Genomic DNA, 15,681 nt, shown 5'->3' on the forward strand with positions numbered 1-15,681 from the left:
CCGGCCGGGGTCCGGGGCCGAACGTGTGCACTCTAAGCACGTCCTGAGGACGCTGAGGCGTGAGTGCGGACAGCGAACCCCTCAGTGCCTCGATCTCACCCGTCCGAGTGATGGCGGGTCCGGCGGCGCCGGTGGGGGCGCGTGGAGGGCGCATGGCGCGTGTGCTGTGAGGGCAGGGCTGAAGGATGCGACGTGAGGTGGGAGATGAGGCGCGCGCTACGGCTGAGGCACTGGCCGCGCACTTCGGACTGGAGCCACTGCCACGCGAGGGCGGACGGTTCCGGCGGCTGTGGGCGGGGCCCGAGCGGAGTGACGGACGGCCGGAGGGCTCCGCGATCGTGATGCTGCTGACCGACGAACCCGGCGACTACTGCGCGCTGCACCGGCTGCCGAACGACGAGGTCTGGCACTACTACCTGGGCGCCCCGCTCCAACTGCTGCTGCTCGCCCCGCGCGGGGAGCGTACGGCTGTCAGCACCCCCGTGCTCGGTCCCGATGTGCTCGGCGCAGGGCACCAGGTGCAGCTCACTGTTCCGGCCGGAACGTGGATGGGAGCCCGGGTCGCGCCGGGGGGCGGGAACGGTACGGGAGGGGCAGGCGGCGTGGGCGGGGCCGACGGGGTGAGCGGGATCGGTGGTGTCGGCGGGCCCGGTGGTGCCGGCGGAGCGGGCAGTGCGTGGACGCTGTTCGGCTGCACCATGGCGCCCGGCTACACCGACGCGGGGTACGAGCACGGCGACGCGGACGCGCTCGCCCGGGCTTACCCGGAGCACGAGCAGCTCATCAGGGAGCTGACCCGATGAGGCCGCCGGACCCGCCCACTGCCCCGCCCACTGCCCCGCCCACTGCCCCGCCCACTGCCCCGCCCACCGAGCCACGCACCGTGCTGGTCACCGGCGCCTCCGGCGGTATCGGTCGCGGTATCGCACGCCGGTTCGCGGCGGCAGGTATGCCGGTGGCGGTCCACTACCGCAGTGACGCCGCGGGGGCGCACCGGACGGTGGAGCTGATTCTGCGGGAGGGCGGCGCGGCCCTCGCCGTGCACGGCGAGCTGGCCACGGCGGACGGCTGCCGTGCCGTGGTCACCGAGGCCGCGCAGTGGCGTACCGCGGGGCTGGGTGCACTGGTCAACAACGCGGGCGTGCAGCCCGTACGGGAGCTGCGCGGGATGTTGGCCGAGGAGTGGCGAGCGGTCGTCGAGACCAATCTCTCCAGCGTCTTCGGCTGTACGCAGGCGGCGGCTGAGCTGCTCGCGGAGGGCGGTGGCGGCAGCATCACGCACGTCGCCTCCATCGAGGCGGCGCAGCCCGCGCCGGGGCACGCGCACTATGCCGCCTCCAAGGCCGCCATCGTCACGCACGCGCGGGCCGCCGCGCTGGAGTACGGGCCGCTCGGGGTGCGGGTGAACACCGTCTCGCCCGGGCTGGTGGAGCGGGACGGCATCGAGGAGCAGTGGCCCGAGGGCGTACGGCGCTGGCGCGCGGCGGCCCCGGACGGCCGCCTGGGGACGGCCGAGGACGTGGGGGACGCCTGTGTGTTCCTCGCCTCGCCGCAGGCGCGCTGGATCAACGGCCACGATCTGGTGCTGGACGGCGGGGTGTCGGCACGGCCCTCGTGGTGACTGCGGCGCCTGGGTCAGGCACCCTCCCCCACGTAGCTGCGCAGATGCTGCGCCGTCAACGTGTCGGCCTTGGATATGAGTTCGGCCGGAGCGCCGGTGAACAGGATCTCGCCGCCGTCGTGGCCGCCGCCCGGGCCCAGGTCGATGATCCAGTCCGCGTGGGCCATCACCGCCTGGTGGTGCTCGATGACGACGACCGAGTTGCCGTCCTCGACCAGTCGGTCCAGCAGCGACAGCAGTTGGTCGACGTCGGCCATGTGCAGTCCGGTCGTCGGCTCGTCCAGGACGTAGGTGGCGGCCTTTTCCGCCATGTGGATGGCCAGCTTGAGCCGCTGGCGCTCGCCGCCCGAGAGGGTGTTCAGCGGCTGGCCCAGGCGTAGATAGCTCAGGCCCACATCGGCGAGGCGGCCGAGGATCGCGGCGGCCTGGCCGGTGGGAAAGAACTCGTGTGCCTCGGCCACCGACATGGCCAGCACCTCGCTGATGTTCTTCCCGCGCAGCGTGTACTCCAGCACCTCGGGCGTGAAGCGCTTGCCCTCGCACTCCTCGCACACCGAGGCGACCCCGGCCATCATCGCCAGGTCGGTGTAGACCAGCCCGATGCCGTTGCAGTTCGGGCAGGCGCCCGCCGAGTTGGCCGAGAACAGCGCCGCCTTGACGTCGTTGGCCTTGGCGAAGGCCGTACGGATCGGGCCCAGCAGCCCGGTGTAGGTTGCCGGGTTGCTGCGGCGCGAGCCGCGGATCGGCGACTGGTCGGCCACCAGTACGTCGTCCCGGCCCGACAGATAGCCGTGGATGAGGGAGCTCTTGCCGGAACCCGCCACACCCGTGACGACCGTGAGGACGCCCAGCGGGATGTCCACGTCGACATCCTTGAGGTTGTGCAGATTCGCACCCCGGATCTCGATCGCCCCCTTGGGCTCCCGGACCGTCTCGCGCAGCCGGGCGCGGTGGCCCAGATGGCGGCCGGTGAGGGTGCCGGAGCCGCGCAGGCCCGCGACGTCCCCCTCGTAGCAGATCCGGCCGCCCTCGGTGCCCGCGCCGGGGCCGAGGTCGACCACATGGTCGGCGATGGCGATGACCTCCGGCTTGTGCTCGACCACCAGCACCGTGTTGCCCTTGTCGCGCAGGAGGAGCAGTAGTTCGTTCATGCGCTGGATGTCGTGCGGGTGCAGACCGATGGTGGGCTCGTCGAAGACGTAGGTGACGTCGGTGAGGCTGGAGCCGAGGTGGCGGACCATTTTGACGCGCTGTGCCTCGCCTCCGGAGAGCGTGCCGGCGGGCCGGTCCAGGCTCAGATAGCCCAGCCCGATGTCCACCAGTGAGTCGAGCGTCTGGCAGAGCGTGTCGCGCAGCGGCGCCACGGAGGCGTCGGTCAGGCCCCGGACGAACGGGGCGAGGTCGCTGATCTGCATGCGGGCGCAGTCCGCGATGTTCACGCCGTCGATCTTCGAGGAGAGCGCCGCCTGGCTGAGCCGGCTGCCGCCGCACGCCGGACAGCTGGTGTAGACGACGGCCCGGTCGGTGAACTCCCGGATGTGGGACTGCATCGCGTCCCGGTCCTTGGACAGGTAGGTGCGCTGGATGCGGGTGATCACGCCGTCGTAGGTGAGGTTCGAGGTGCCGACCTTGACCTTCGTCGTCGGCTGGTACAGCAGTGCGTCCCACTCCTGCTGGGTGAAATCGCGGACCTTCTTGTCCGGGTCGAAGAACCCGGAGTTGACCATCACCTGCCAGAACCAGGTGTCCACGGCGAACCCCGGTGCGGTGACGGCGCCCTCGCGCACGGACAGCTCACGGTCGACGATCTGGCCGACGTCGATGGTGGTGGTCTCACCCAGCCCCTCGCACTCGGCGCACATGCCCTCCGTGCTGTTGAAGCTGAACGCGGTCGAGGTGCCGATGTGCGGGGTGCCCAGACGGCTGTAGATGATCCGCAGCATCGTGTAGGCGTCGGTGGCGGTGCCCACGGTGGAGCGGGAGTTGGCACCCATCCGCTCCTGGTCGACGACGATCGCGGCGCTCAGGTTGCGCAGACTGTCCACGTCGGGGCGGCCCTGGCTCGGCATGAACGACTGGATGAACGCCGTGTACGTCTCGTTGATCAGCCGCTGGGACTCGGCCGCGACGGTCCCGAAGACCAGCGAGGACTTGCCGGAACCCGACACCCCTGTGAAGACCGTCAGCCTGCGCTTGGGCACGTCGAGGGAGACGTTCGCGAGGTTGTTCTCCCGCGCCCCGCGCACCTCGATCACATTGTGGCTGTCGGCGGGCGTCAGCGGCGTGTGCTGGGCTGGCATCCTGGCTCTCCTCGGTCCCTGTCCGGGTGCCCCGCACTCGGACAGTCCTGCTGAAGCGACTGGTTGGCCAGCCTATGCGGAGGGTCTGACAATCGTGGTTCACCGCCGGAACCGGTGCGGTCGCCAACTCGGCGCGGGGTGCCCTGCGTTGGGCCTCACCAGCCGGTCAGCAGGAGGTGGTTGACCGCCAGTGCGGCTGCCGCCTGGCCCGCCAGCCAGTACCGTGCGCCCCGGCGGGGCAGCAGCGCTGCGGCAGGGAGCAGCCAGGTGAGGAAGGGCAGCCAGATCCGTTCGGTCTCGGCCTTGCTCATGCCGGACAGATCGGCGACGGCGATCGTCAGCAGGGCCGCCAGGATCAGCAGGGCGAGGCGTTCGCGGTCGGCGAGGGGGCCGGGGTCGACCGTTCGCCCTTCCCGCAGTTGCGGTCGCAGTCGTGCCGACGCCCGGCGTCCCGCTGCCGCTCCGGCCAGGAGTGCCCGCCGTACGCCGGCCACGACGCCCGGCCCCACGGCTGTCACCGCGCAGCCGAGGTTGGCCCACACCCAGTAGCTGTACGGCCGGACGCGGGCGGCGCCCTCGTAGTAGCGCTCGGTCAGCAGTTGGTAGCCCTCCCACCAGTTGAACCCCGCGAGAGTGAAGGCGGCGACCACCACGGCGACGCCCGCGAGCACCCATGGGAGGGGACGCAGGGTGCGGGAGAGTGCGAGGACGGTGAGGCCGAGCAGCGCGCACAGGATGAGCCCGTACGACAGATAGCAGGTGAGCCCGAACAGCAGCCCCGCACCGAGCGCAGCAGTGCGCGGGGCGCGGGACGCGGGGCGGCCTGTCCGTACGGAACGTGTGGAATCTGAGGAACGCGCGGACAGGGCGAGCAGGGCGAGTGCCCAGGCGGCCACTGCTGTGAAGTAGCCGTCGGCCGACACGCCCATCCAGACGGCAGTGGGCGCCAGGACGAGGAACGGTGCTGCTCTGCGGGCCTGTTGCTCGCCTGTCAGGGCACGCAGCGCCACCAGTACGGCGGCGGCTGCCGACGATCCGACGGTGATGACCCATGCGGACGCCCACGGGCCTCCGCCCAGCCCCACGCGGTCGAGCCCGACGAAAGTGAGGACGGCGGCGGGCGGATGGCCCGCCACGTGCGGGACCCAGTTGTCGGGGGAGTGCAGCAGGATGTGGTCGGTGAAGGTGCGCAGGGCGGCGCTGACGTCCCCGAACCGGTCGACTTCCTGGAGGTATTCGTAGGCGGAGGTCAGTTGGTTCGCCACCCCCCGGTGCCAGCCGTCCACCAGGGCGAGCGACCAGATCCACGCCATGGAGGCGCCCCAGGCCGTCGCCAGCAGCCGCCGCCACGGCAGTCGCGCCGCCAGCGCGGGGCCGTAGCCGAGCACGGCCGCGGCGACCAGCAGCGCGGCCGGTGTGCCCGGGCCCAGGTGCGGTTCGAGCTCGGCGTAGAAGGGCGGCAGGTGGACCCGCAGCGTGCCGTGCTCCCGTTCGATGGCCCCGCCGATGAGGACGGCCGCGGTCACCAGTGCCCCGGCCGCAGCGACGGCGGTCAGGTCCGGCAGGGGGGTGCCCCTGTTCGCCGTCTGCCGGCTGCGGGTGGGTTGTGGCTGGGCGCGCAGTTCCCCGCGCCCCTTCGGGGCGCGTGGTTCCTCGGGCTCCTTCGGGGCGGGTGGGGGGTTCGGATTGGGGGGCACAGGGGCACGTTAGGCCGCGCGGGGGCTGCACAGGGGCCACCGGCGGAGGACGTCAGCGTTTCGTCATGGGTCGCAGCCCTCTTCCGGGCCGTACCGGCGCTTACGGTCACCGCATGGGCGACCACCGCACCCTTCCCCGTCCCTCCCGGCTTCCGTCGGATCCCGGCTTCTGGCGCAGTCCGTTGCGCGGCCCGTGGCTGACGGCGCTGCTCGGTGCCGTACTGCTGGCCGGTATCACCGTGCTGTTCGTCACCGGCCTGCTGTCCTACGCGGCGTACAACCCGGATCTGCGGTCCAACGACCGGACACCGGACCATGGGCTGCTCGGTTTCTCTCTGTTCGCCTGGCCGACCGATCCGTACTGGCTCTACCGGCTCACCCAGGGACTGCACACCACGCTCGGTGTGGTGCTGGTACCGGTGCTGCTGGCGAAGCTCTGGTCGGTCATCCCGAAACTGTTCACCATGCCGCCTGCTCGCTCTGCCGCGCACGCGCTGGAGCGGGTCTCGCTGCTGCTGCTCGTCGGCGGTGTGCTGTTCGAGTTCGTGACGGGGCTGCTGAACATCCAGCTCGACTACCTGTTCCCCGGCTCGTTCTACACGCTGCACTTCTACGGAGCGTGGGTCTTCATCGCCGCGTTCCTGGTGCACATCGCACTGCGGCTGCCCAAGGCGGTACGGGTGCTGCGGGAGGGTCCGCCGGACGACTTCGCTTCGGGGCGCCGAAAACGCCGGGAACGCGGGGCACAGAGCGAGGAACGCAGCCGAGCGGAGCCCGCGAGTGAGGGGGCGCGCGAGCCGGATCTCGACACCGGGCTGGTCGCGCCCCGTCCGGCCGCGCCCACGCTGACGCGGCGCGGAGCGCTCGGCGCGGTGGGCGGCGGATCGGTACTGCTGCTGGGCGTGACGATCGGCCAGAACTTCGACGGGCCGCTGCGCCGCACCGCGCTGCTGGCACCGCACGGCGGCACCGACCCCGGCACCGGGGCGAACGCCTTCCAGATCAACAAGACGGCCGCCGCCGTCGGCGTCACCGAGGAGGAGGCCGGTGACCGCTGGAGGCTGACGATCGAGGGTCCGCGCGGGCGGAAGCTGCGGTTCTCCCGGGCCGAGTTGCTGAAGATGCCGCAGCACTCCGCGGAGCTGCCGATCGCTTGTGTGGAGGGCTGGTCGACCTCGGACCAGCACTGGAGCGGCGTACGGCTGCGCGATCTGGCGGAGCTGGCCGGGTTCGACCCGAGGGAGGGGCTGCCCGGCGTCTTCGTGGCGTCGCTCCAGCGTGTCGGTGTCTTCCGGCATGCGTCGCTGCGGGACAACCAGGTACGCGATTCGCGGTCCCTGTTGGCACTCCGGGTGGGCGGCGAGGATCTCTCCCTCGACCACGGCTATCCGGCCCGCGTCATCGTTCCGGCGGCACCCGGGGTGCACAACACCAAGTGGGTCACCCGGCTGGCGTTCGGAGCGGACCGATGAGGGGCCGACCGGGCCGGTCCCGGGGGCCGGCGGCAGGCGGCCGGATGGAGGCCGGTCCGGCAGGGGGCGCCGGGCGGTTGCGCCGCTCGGTGGGCAGCCCGCTCCAGATCGTCCTGCTGCTGGCCTCTTTCGTGCTGACCGGCTACGCGGGTGTGCGGCTGCTCGCGGACGACTGGCTGGGCGTCGCCGTGTGGTTCGTGGGGGCAGCGCTGCTGCACGATCTGGTGCTGCTGCCGCTGTACTCGCTCGCGGACCGGATCCCCAGACTGGCCGGTCGGTATGTGAACCACCTTCGGATCCCCGCCCTGTTGTCCCTTCTGCTGCTGTTGGTCTGGCTCCCACTGATCGTCGGTCCGGCCGACCGGTACCCGAAGCTCACCGGGCGGCCGGAGGGGAACAACGGTTATGCGCTGCACTGGCTGTGGCTGACGGTCGGACTGTTCGCCGTTTCGGGGCTCTGGCTGGCCGTACGGACAGTGCGCGGCAGGCGGCCCCTGCACAGAGCGCGTCAACTGCGCCGGAGTGTGTCTCAGGCGCGCCGCAGTGCGTCTCAGATCCGCCGCAGTGCGACGAAGAAGCGTCCGCCGGACTCCCACTGACCGGCGGCCGACCAGTCGGCGGGCAGCGCGTACCGCAACAGTGCGCGGGTACCCAGCCGGGCCCAGGGGAACAACTGCCCACTGCCGGGGCGGGTGTGCGCGCTGCGCCCGTCGTCGATGTGCACCTCGGCCCGCTCGTCGATGTCCAGGGGCGAGGTCTCGGCCAGCAGCAGCCCGCGCGGGCCGAGGAGCCGGGCGCACCGCTTCAGCAGGGCCTCGGGGGCGCCGCCTATACCGATGTTGCCGTCCAGCAGCAGCACGCTTCCCCACCGGCCTTCCCCGGGCAGCGGGTCGAAGACCGAGCGGCACAGTGCCGTACCGCCGAGGCCGACGGTGCGCGCGACAGCCGCCGGGCTCACGTCGATGCCCAGGGCCCGGTGGCCGAGCGAGGACAGTGCTGCCACCAGCCTGCCGGGGCCGCAGCCGATGTCGAGCACGGCTCCCTCGCAGCGGCGCAGCACCGACATGTCGGCCGCGTCCGCGCTCGCGCACCAGCGCTCCACCTCCAGCGGCAGCAGCCAGCCGTCGCTACGGCGAAGGAACAGCGGCCCGCAGCCGCTGCGCAGCGCGTCGGCGTACGGGTCGGCACTCCACTGCGTCACCGCTGCCGTGGCCGCCGGGGTTGCCGTCGACGCTGAGGCTGCCGTGGTGGGTGTGGTGGTCGTCATGGAAGGGCCGTCCAGCGTACGTCGAGACCGTCCGGGCGTACCCGGTTCCTGGGGACGGTGGGGACGGTGAGTACGGCCGGGAAGCGTTCGGGCCGCAGTTCCGGGAGCGTGGCGACGGTCGCCGCGAACCGGCCGCCGGGTGCCTCGGCGGCGACCCGTACGGCGTCCTCGGCGGTGTCCACGTCGCGCAGCGCCGGGAGGTGGCGCACCCGCAGGCCCTCCCGTGCCAGCCGGGCGAGCTGCGCCTGTCCGGTCGTCGGGGTGGACATGGGAACTCCGCGCAGCAGTGCGGGGTCGGGGCAGGCCAGCCCCAGCGTCCAGAAACCGCCGTCCAGGGCCGGTCCGAACCAGGCGTCGCAATCCCGCCAGCTGTCCGGGCCGAGCGCGGGAGCCAGCAGTGCGGGGGTCAGTTGCGGGGTGTCCATCCCGACCAGCAGCGCCGGCCCGCTGCCCGCTGCGGCGAAGGCTGCGGCGAGCCGTTCGTCCAGCCCTCCGGCACACTGCGGGACGACGTCGAAACCGGGCGGCAGCCACTCACCGGGCCGTCCGGACAGCACCAGCACGCGGCGCCGTGCGGGCGTGGCCCGTACGGCTTCCAGGGTGTCGTGCAGCGCGGCGGCTGCCAGCAGCGCGGCCTGGTGCGGGGAGCACGGCGGGCACAGCCGCGTCTTGACCCGGCCGGGCACCGGCTCCTTGGCGATGACGAGCAGTGTGGTGGTCCCTTCCGGGGGACCTTCCTGGCGGTGGGAGCGGTCCGTCATCGGGCAGCCTCCTGTCCGGTGGCGGGCGGCTCCTGGAGCACCGCGCGCATGTCGCGTACCGCATGCCAGGTGCCCAGCCAGGTGCCGGTGACCTTGGACTTGCCGGTGCGGGGGAGATAGGGCACGTCGCGCTCCTCGATCCGCCAGCCGGCGTCGGCGGCCCGTACGACCATCTGGAGCGGGTATCCGCTGCGCCGGTCGGTCAGCCCGAGCGCCAGCAGTCCCTCGCGGCGGGCGGCCCGCAGCGGGCCCAGGTCGTGCAGCCGTACGCCGGTACGCGCGTGCAGCATGCGGGAGAGCGCGAGATTGCCCGCACGGGCGTGCGCGGGCCAGGCGCCGCGCGTCTGCGGGCGCCTGCGGCCCAGTACGAGGTCGCTGCGGCCCTCGCGTACAGCCTCGGCGAACGGCACCAGGAGGGACGGGTCGAGGGAGGCGTCGCAGTCGCAGAAGCAGACGATGTCCGCCTCGGCGGCCGTCAGCCCGGCGTGGCAGGCGGCGCCGAAGCCGCGCCGGGGCTCGGACACGACGGTCGCGCCCAGTTCGCGTGCCGTCGCAGCGGAGCCGTCCGTCGAGCCGTTGTCCACCACGATCGCCCGCCAGCCCGGTGGGATCCGTTCCAGCACCCAGGGCAGCGCCTGCTCCTCGTCGAGGCAGGGGAGTACGACATCGACACCGGGCACGGGCGCGGCCTCCTTCGGGCGAGGTTCGATCACGCCGCACACCCTACGAAAGCAAAACGGGCATTCCGGACTTCGCGTTCTTACGAAACACGGACATCGCCCGGTGCTGTCGCGGACCGGCCTCCCGCCACCACCTGCGGGGTGCCACTCTGAAGCCATGCAGCCACCAGCCACCGGGCGCGTCCTGGTCGTCGACGACGATCCCACCGTCGCCGAAGTCGTCACCGGGTACCTGCACCGCGCCGGGTACGCCGTCGACCGTGCGGAGACGGGACCCCGCGCCCTGGAGCGCGCTGCGGCGCACTGGCCCGACCTCGTGGTGCTCGATCTGATGCTGCCCGAGCTGGACGGCCTGGAAGTCTGCCGCCGGCTGCGCGAGAGGGGGCCCGTGCCCGTCATCATGCTGACCGCGCTCGGGGACGAGGGCGACCGGGTGCTGGGCCTGGAGGTCGGCGCCGACGACTACGTCACCAAGCCGTTCAGCCCGCGTGAACTGGTGCTGCGCGTCGAGTCCGTACTGCGCCGCAGCCGCCGCGCGGAGGACGTGCCGCGGCCGGCACCGCCGCTGCGCGCCGCAGGGCTGACCGTCGACCCGCGCGCCCGGCTCGCCACCAGGAACGGGGCCGAGCTCTCCCTCACCGTACGGGAGTTCGACCTGCTGGCCCATCTGCTGCGGCACCCGGCGAGAGCGTTCTCGCGCGAGGAGCTGATGCGGGAGGTGTGGGGCTGGGACTTCGGCGATCTCTCGACGGTGACCGTCCATGTACGCCGCCTGCGCGCCAAGATCGAGGACGATCCCGCGCACCCGCGGCTGATCCAGACGGTATGGGGCGTCGGCTACCGGCTCGACCCGGACGCCACCGTGCAGGAGGGCTGAACCGCCGTGTACGACATGCTGCTGATCGCCCTGTTCGCCTTCCTCGGCGCCGCCGCGGCCGGACTGCTGGGCGCACTGGCGCTGCGGGCACTGCGGCACCGTTCGCTCGTCGTCTCGCTGATGGTTGTCTCGACAGTCGCCGTGACGGCCATGTTCACCGGGACGCTCGCCGTCGCCTGGGCCATGTTCCTCTCCCGGCACGACCTGTTCGTCGTCACCACGGTCGTCGCCATGGCGGCCGTCGTCTCGCTGGCGACCGCGCTGTTGCTGGGCCGCTGGGTGGCGGCCCGCAGCAACGCCCTCACCCAGGCCGCGCGGTCCTTCGGGGACGGCGGCAGCTTTCCGGCGCCCGGCGAGGCGGAGGCGGGCGATCCGGCCGAGTTCGCGGCGCTCACCCGCGAACTCGCCGCCACCAGCGGGAAACTGGCCGCCTCCCGGGACCGCGAGCGGGCACTGGAGAGCTCACGGCGCGAACTGGTCGCCTGGATCTCGCACGATCTGCGCACCCCGCTGGCCGGACTGCGTGCCATGTCCGAGGCGCTGGAGGACGGCATGGTGGAGGACACCGGGCGCACTCTGCGGCAGATCCGTACCGAGGTCGAACGGCTCAACTCGATGGTCGGCGACCTGTTCGAGCTCTCCCGTATCCATGCGGGCACGCTGGCCCTGACCACGCACCAGGTGCCGCTGTCCCAGCTTGTCGAAGAGGCACTGGCGGGCGCCGACCCGCTCGCCCGGCAGAACGGCGTCCGCCTGGTGGGCGACGCGGTGGCTTCCGTGCCGGTCGAGGTGGACCCGCGCGAGATGACCAGAGTGCTCGGCAATCTGCTCGTCAACGCCATCCGGCGCACCCCGGCGGACGGCACCGTGGCCGTGCATGTGCGCGGTGCGGAGGAGGACGAGAAGGTCGTACTGTCCGTCACCGACGGTTGCGGCGGCATCCCCGAGAAGGACCTGCCGCGCGTCTTCGACACCGGCTGGCGCGGGACCCACGCCCGTACGCCCCCGGGCGCGGGCCTGGGGCTGGCCATCGTCCGCGGCATCGTCGAGGCCCACCAGGGCACGGCGGCGGTACGCAACGTGACCGGCGGCTGCTGCTTCGAGCTCACCCTGCCGAGGGCACTGCCGGGCCGGAGAGCGAGCGCGGAGGCGGGTTGAGCGAGGTGGGCTGGGCCCCGCTTGTTGCAGCAGACGGGGCCATCGCCACTGCAAGGTGGTTGCTACGTCCAGTGCAACGCAGTGCAAGGCCGGTGCAACGCTGCAACGCCGTTGGCCCTTGCAACGCCGTTGCTACGCCCGTTGCAACGGTGCCCTCATCTCCGAGGCCGCGAACTCCTTCATGCCCTCCGCGAAGCCGATGTGTGCCCGCCACCCGAGCTCGCGCGCTGCCCGCCGGGAGGAAGCGGTGATGTGCCGTACGTCGCCCAGCCGGTACTCACCCGTCACCACCGGGTCGGGGCCGCCGTAGAACTCGGCCAGTGCGGCGGCCATCTCGCCGACGGTGTGCGGGTCGCCGCTGCCGGTGTTGTAGGCCGCGAAGGAGCCGGGCCCGCGCCCTGCCGCTCCTGTGTGCACGGCTTCCAGCGCGGTGAGGTTGGCTGCTGCGACATCCCGTACGTGGACGAAGTCCCGCCGCTGCGCACCGTCCTCGTAGACGGTGGGGGCCGCACCGCGGGCGAGCGCCGAGCGGAAGAAGGAGGCCACGCCCGCGTAGGGGGTGTCGCAGGGCATCCCGGGCCCGTAGACGTTGTGATAGCGCAGCGATACGGCACGTCCGTCGACGGCCCGCGCCCACGCCGCGGCCAGGTGTTCCTGGGTGAGCTTGGTGGTCGCGTAGGTGTTGCGCGGGTCCGGCGGAGCGTCCTCGCCGACCAGTCCGGGGCGCAGCGCGGCACCGCAGTCGGGGCACGGCGGCTCGAACTGTCCGGCGCGCAGGTCCGGCACGGTACGCGGCCCCGGCCGTACGATCCCGTGCCGCCGGCACTCGTAGCGCCCTTCGCCGTAGACGACCATCGAACCGGCCAGCACCAGTTCACGCACCCCGGCGCGCTCCATCGCGCTCAGCAGCACTGCTGTGCCCAGGTCGTTGCAGCTGACGTACTCGGGTGCGTCGGAGAAGTCCTTGCCCAGGCCGACCATCGCCGCCTGGTGGCACACCGCGTCCACACCGCGCAGCGCGTCGGCGACGGCGTCCTGGTCGCGCACGTCACCGTGCAGGTGCCGAACCCCCGGTGCGGTGGCCGGAGATTCGGCACCTTCCCCGTGCGCCGACGGCAGCAGGGCATCCAGGACGACCGCCTCGTGGCCCGCGGCCGTCAGGGCCTCCACGATGTGGGAACCGATGAACCCGGCACCGCCGGTGACAAGAACGCGCATACGGTCACGCTAGGCGCGCCAGGGCGCCGCGTACCGCTACGCGGCGCCCGTGTCACCGCTCCGTAAGAACCACGGGTTCGGCAGGCTCGGCCCCGCCGGGCTCGCCGCCCGCCACCGGCTGCTGTGCCACCGTGCGTTGCACTCGCCGCCCGCGCAGTCCGAACGCTGCAACGGTTGCGGCCAGCAGCGCTGCGGCCAGGGGGACCAGGAGCCCGGCCTGGTAGCCGTCCAGCAGCGCTGCGGGGGTGTCCGCCCGGGTGGCCGCCATGTTGGCGGCCGCCGCACCGGAGAGGCCGAGTGCGGCACCGAACTGGACGGAGGCGAACAGCAGCGCGCCCGCCACACCCTGCTCCTCCTCGGCGACGCCGTCGGTCGCCATGATGGTCAGCGGCCCGTAGGCCAGCGCGAAGGCGACCCCGACCAGGGTCAGGCTCGGCAGCATCGCCAGATACGACCACTCGGCCCCGACGGGCAGGAACAGGGCGTAGGCCAGTGCGGCGGCCAGCACTCCGGCGAAGACCACCCGCGCGCTCCCGAAGCGGTTGACCAGCCGCGGCACGATCGTCGGAGAGAGCACCGCGTCCACACCGGCCACCAGCATCGCCAGGCTCGTCTCCAGCGTCGACCAGTCCCGCAGCTCCTGGAGGTACAGGACGACGAGGAACTGGAAGCCGAAGAATGCACCGGCGAACAGCAGCGCCGTCGCGTTGGCGCGTATGAGAGGGCCCGAACGCAACATGCCCAGCCGTATCAACGGTGCCGCAGTGCGACGTTCGATCAGCAAGAAGACACCGAGGAGGACCGCACCGGCAGCCAGTACGGTCAGCGTCCATGGCCAGCTGCTGTGCGTGGCCCGCTCGATGCCGAGGACCAGCAGGACGAGAGCTGCCGTGATCGTCACTCCGCCCGCCAGGTCGAAGCTGCGGCACGGTTCCGCTTCGGCGCCGGGTTCGGCCCGGAGCTCGGCTCGGGGTTCCCGCGGTACGAGCATGAGCGCGGCGGCCAGGATCAGCGCGGAGAGCGCGACAGGGGCGAAGAACACCCAGCGCCAGCCGAGTACGGTCAGCAGCCCGCCGAAGACCAGCCCGGTGGAGAAGCCCGCGGCACCGGTGCCGGAGTAGACGAGCAGCGCCTTGTTCCGCTGTCTGCCCTCCGTGAAGCTCGTGGTGATCAGCGACAGCCCGGCCGGGGTCATGAACGCTGCCGCGACTCCGGTGACGAAGCGGGACACGATCAGCGTCCAGCCCTCGCCGGCCAGCCCCGCCAGCCCGGAGAAGGCGAGGAAGACGGCGAGCGACAGCACGAACATCCGCCGCCGCCCGTACAGATCGGCCGCGCGGCCGCCCAGGAGCATGAAACCGCCGTAGCCGAGCACGTAGGAGCTCATGACCCACTGCAACTCGCCCACCGGCATGCCGAGATCGGCGCGGATGGCGGGCAGGGCCACGTTGAGCATGCCGATGTCGATGCCCTCCAGGAAGACGGCACCACACAGGACCAGCAGGATGCCCCTTTCACGGGCAGACATGGGGGGAGCGGCGGAATTCTGGGGATTCAGGTGAGTTGCCACGCTCTCACCCTCCGTCGGGCGGGCGCGGGGAACAACGGCGAACAACGCAACGTTGCGTTCAGCCGGACTGAACGATGCAGGGGGTGTGGCGTCGGTATGGAACGCGACGAGGTGATGTGCCTGCTGATCCTGGCCGATGAGCTGCACTTCGGCCGCACTGCGGAGCGCATGCACCTCTCCCGCGCCCGCGTCAGCCAGCTCGTGCAGCGGCTCGAACGGCGGGTCGGCGCCCCGCTGTTCCACCGTACGAGCCGCACCGTGACGCTCACCGAGCTGGGGCGGCAGCTGCGCGACGACCTCGCGCCGCACCAGCAGGCCATGGACGAGGCGTTGGCCCGCGCTGCGGCGACCGCCGCACGGCGGGCGGCCGGGGAGCTGAAAGGCGCGCTGCACGTGGGCTTCTCCGGACCACTGGCCGGGGAGGTCGTGATGCGGGCGGCGAAAGTACTGGCCGAACGGTGGCCCGGGCTCACGGTCGAGCCCTGCGAGGTCCCGCTGGCCGACCCGTTCGGAAAGCTCCGGGCGGGCGCCTTCGACGTACAGCTCGCGGAACTCCCGGCCGGGGAGGCCGACCTGCTGGAGGGGCCCGAGCTGTTCAGCGAGCCGCGGGTGCTGGCCGTGCAGGCGGCGCATCCGCTGGCGCTGCGCGGGATGGCGTCCCCGGAAGACCTGGCCGAACTGGGGGAGACACCTCTGCTGACCCTTCGGGAGGAGCTGCCGGTGCTCTGCCGCGAGCAGTTGGCCCCCGCGCGCACGCCGGCGGGGCGCTCGATCCCGCCAGGGCTGCCGGTCACCAGCCTGCAGGAAGCCCTCGTCCTGGTGGCGGCGGGCAAAGGCGCCCTGCTGTCGGGCGCGCACGCCAAGACGTACTTCCCCCGCCCTGGCGTCAGCTACGTCCCTCTCCCGGAGGCCGCGTCACTGGCGTACGGACTGGTGCGCCGCCGAGGCCCCCTCACGCCGCAGCTCCAGGCGTTCACGGAGGCGATGACGGAGACGGCTCGGTCTGACGGGTGGTTGTAGTCGGGCCCTGCCGTCCGCGGTGGGCGTCGCCGCTCTGGGG

The 15,681-nt window shown here is 72.2% G+C and carries 14 protein-coding genes; 7 read left to right on the forward strand and 7 right to left on the reverse strand.

From position 1 onward, the window contains the following. The first annotated feature begins 185 nt into the window (after positions 1-185). Positions 186-803, forward strand: coding sequence for a cupin domain-containing protein (locus ACTWP9_RS28915; RefSeq protein ID WP_443249244.1), 618 nt, complete (start codon positions 186-188; stop codon positions 801-803). Next, a complete protein-coding gene (locus tag ACTWP9_RS28920) occupies positions 800-1,621 on the forward strand; it encodes an SDR family NAD(P)-dependent oxidoreductase (protein ID WP_443249245.1) in 822 nt (273 codons plus the stop codon). Before ACTWP9_RS28915 ends, ACTWP9_RS28920 begins: the two co-directional genes overlap by 4 nt. 14 nt (positions 1,622-1,635) lie before the next feature. On the opposite strand, the gene ACTWP9_RS28925 is transcribed toward ACTWP9_RS28920, so the two are convergent. Together ACTWP9_RS28925 and ACTWP9_RS28930 are read right to left on the reverse strand one after the other, a co-directional pair. Next, positions 1,636-3,921 carry an ATP-binding cassette domain-containing protein gene (locus ACTWP9_RS28925; RefSeq protein WP_443249246.1) on the reverse strand — a complete coding sequence of 762 codons (2,286 nt, stop codon included), beginning with the start codon at positions 3,919-3,921 and terminating at the stop codon, positions 1,636-1,638. A 155-nt stretch (positions 3,922-4,076) separates the two neighbouring features. After that, complete coding sequence (locus ACTWP9_RS28930) at positions 4,077-5,618, reverse strand: hypothetical protein (protein WP_443249247.1); 1,542 nt, start codon at positions 5,616-5,618, stop codon at positions 4,077-4,079. A 113-nt stretch (positions 5,619-5,731) separates the two neighbouring features. Here ACTWP9_RS28930 and ACTWP9_RS28935 point away from each other — a divergent pair, with 113 nt between their 5' ends. Then, positions 5,732-7,090 (forward strand): molybdopterin-dependent oxidoreductase, encoded by a 1,359-nt coding sequence (locus ACTWP9_RS28935; protein ID WP_443249248.1) that lies wholly within the window; start codon positions 5,732-5,734, stop codon positions 7,088-7,090. Beyond that, positions 7,087-7,689: a hypothetical protein gene (locus ACTWP9_RS28940; protein WP_443249249.1), complete on the forward strand. Its 603-nt coding sequence runs from the start codon at positions 7,087-7,089 to the stop codon at positions 7,687-7,689. The genes ACTWP9_RS28935 and ACTWP9_RS28940 overlap by 4 nt, the downstream gene beginning before the upstream one ends. Here ACTWP9_RS28940 and ACTWP9_RS28945 read toward each other — a convergent pair. Genes ACTWP9_RS28945 through ACTWP9_RS28955 form a run of 3 tightly spaced genes read right to left on the reverse strand, consistent with a single transcriptional unit; the run spans position 7,641 to position 9,831 of the window. Then, positions 7,641-8,357, reverse strand: a complete 717-nt coding sequence (locus ACTWP9_RS28945) for a class I SAM-dependent methyltransferase (protein WP_443249250.1) — start codon at positions 8,355-8,357, stop codon at positions 7,641-7,643. The two genes, ACTWP9_RS28940 and ACTWP9_RS28945, sit on opposite strands and share 49 nt — an antisense overlap. Further along, positions 8,354-9,118, reverse strand: coding sequence for a TIGR04282 family arsenosugar biosynthesis glycosyltransferase (locus ACTWP9_RS28950; RefSeq protein WP_443249251.1), 765 nt, complete (start codon positions 9,116-9,118; stop codon positions 8,354-8,356). The genes ACTWP9_RS28945 and ACTWP9_RS28950 overlap by 4 nt, the downstream gene beginning before the upstream one ends. Further along, a complete protein-coding gene (locus ACTWP9_RS28955; protein ID WP_443249252.1) occupies positions 9,115-9,831 on the reverse strand; it encodes a glycosyltransferase family 2 protein in 717 nt (238 codons plus the stop codon). Before ACTWP9_RS28955 ends, ACTWP9_RS28950 begins: the two co-directional genes overlap by 4 nt. Before the next feature lie 124 nt (positions 9,832-9,955). Between ACTWP9_RS28955 and ACTWP9_RS28960 the strand changes: the two genes are divergently transcribed. Both ACTWP9_RS28960 and ACTWP9_RS28965 read left to right on the forward strand, forming a co-directional pair. Next, positions 9,956-10,675, forward strand: coding sequence for a response regulator transcription factor (locus tag ACTWP9_RS28960; RefSeq protein WP_443249253.1), 720 nt, complete (start codon positions 9,956-9,958; stop codon positions 10,673-10,675). 6 nt (positions 10,676-10,681) lie between these two features. After that, on the forward strand, positions 10,682-11,833 hold the full coding sequence (locus ACTWP9_RS28965; RefSeq protein ID WP_443249254.1) for a sensor histidine kinase: 1,152 nt from the start codon (positions 10,682-10,684) through the stop codon (positions 11,831-11,833). A 132-nt stretch (positions 11,834-11,965) separates the two neighbouring features. On the opposite strand, the gene ACTWP9_RS28970 is transcribed toward ACTWP9_RS28965, so the two are convergent. Both ACTWP9_RS28970 and ACTWP9_RS28975 read right to left on the reverse strand, forming a co-directional pair. Next, the gene (locus ACTWP9_RS28970) at positions 11,966-13,051 is read right to left on the reverse strand and encodes an NAD-dependent epimerase/dehydratase family protein (RefSeq protein WP_443249255.1); all 1,086 of its coding nucleotides are present in this window, start codon (positions 13,049-13,051) and stop codon (positions 11,966-11,968) included. 52 nt (positions 13,052-13,103) lie between these two features. Continuing rightward, the gene (locus ACTWP9_RS28975; RefSeq protein WP_443249256.1) at positions 13,104-14,579 is read right to left on the reverse strand and encodes an MFS transporter; all 1,476 of its coding nucleotides are present in this window, start codon (positions 14,577-14,579) and stop codon (positions 13,104-13,106) included. Between the two features lie 138 nt (positions 14,580-14,717). Here ACTWP9_RS28975 and ACTWP9_RS28980 point away from each other — a divergent pair, with 138 nt between their 5' ends. Beyond that, a complete protein-coding gene (locus ACTWP9_RS28980; RefSeq protein WP_443249257.1) occupies positions 14,718-15,641 on the forward strand; it encodes a LysR family transcriptional regulator in 924 nt (307 codons plus the stop codon). Positions 15,642-15,681 lie beyond the last annotated feature (40 nt).

It is taken from the genome of Streptomyces sp. 3N207 (assembly GCF_052246355.1).
Lineage (GTDB): Bacteria > Actinomycetota > Actinomycetes > Streptomycetales > Streptomycetaceae > Streptomyces.

Bases quoted from the DNA above. Each gene is read 5' to 3' on its own strand.
- ACTWP9_RS28915 (WP_443249244.1), top strand. From the start codon at position 186: ATGCGACGTGAGGTGGGAGATGAGGCGCGCGCTACGGCTGAGGCACTG.
- ACTWP9_RS28920 (WP_443249245.1), top strand. From the start codon at position 800: ATGAGGCCGCCGGACCCGCCCACTGCCCCGCCCACTGCCCCGCCCACT.
- ACTWP9_RS28925 (WP_443249246.1), bottom strand. From the start codon at position 3,921: ATGCCAGCCCAGCACACGCCGCTGACGCCCGCCGACAGCCACAATGTG.
- ACTWP9_RS28935 (WP_443249248.1), top strand. From the start codon at position 5,732: ATGGGCGACCACCGCACCCTTCCCCGTCCCTCCCGGCTTCCGTCGGAT.
- ACTWP9_RS28940 (WP_443249249.1), top strand. From the start codon at position 7,087: ATGAGGGGCCGACCGGGCCGGTCCCGGGGGCCGGCGGCAGGCGGCCGG.
- ACTWP9_RS28945 (WP_443249250.1), bottom strand. From the start codon at position 8,357: ATGACGACCACCACACCCACCACGGCAGCCTCAGCGTCGACGGCAACC.
- ACTWP9_RS28950 (WP_443249251.1), bottom strand. From the start codon at position 9,118: ATGACGGACCGCTCCCACCGCCAGGAAGGTCCCCCGGAAGGGACCACC.
- ACTWP9_RS28960 (WP_443249253.1), top strand. From the start codon at position 9,956: ATGCAGCCACCAGCCACCGGGCGCGTCCTGGTCGTCGACGACGATCCC.
- ACTWP9_RS28970 (WP_443249255.1), bottom strand. From the start codon at position 13,051: ATGCGCGTTCTTGTCACCGGCGGTGCCGGGTTCATCGGTTCCCACATC.
- ACTWP9_RS28975 (WP_443249256.1), bottom strand. From the start codon at position 14,579: ATGTCTGCCCGTGAAAGGGGCATCCTGCTGGTCCTGTGTGGTGCCGTC.
- ACTWP9_RS28980 (WP_443249257.1), top strand. From the start codon at position 14,718: ATGGAACGCGACGAGGTGATGTGCCTGCTGATCCTGGCCGATGAGCTG.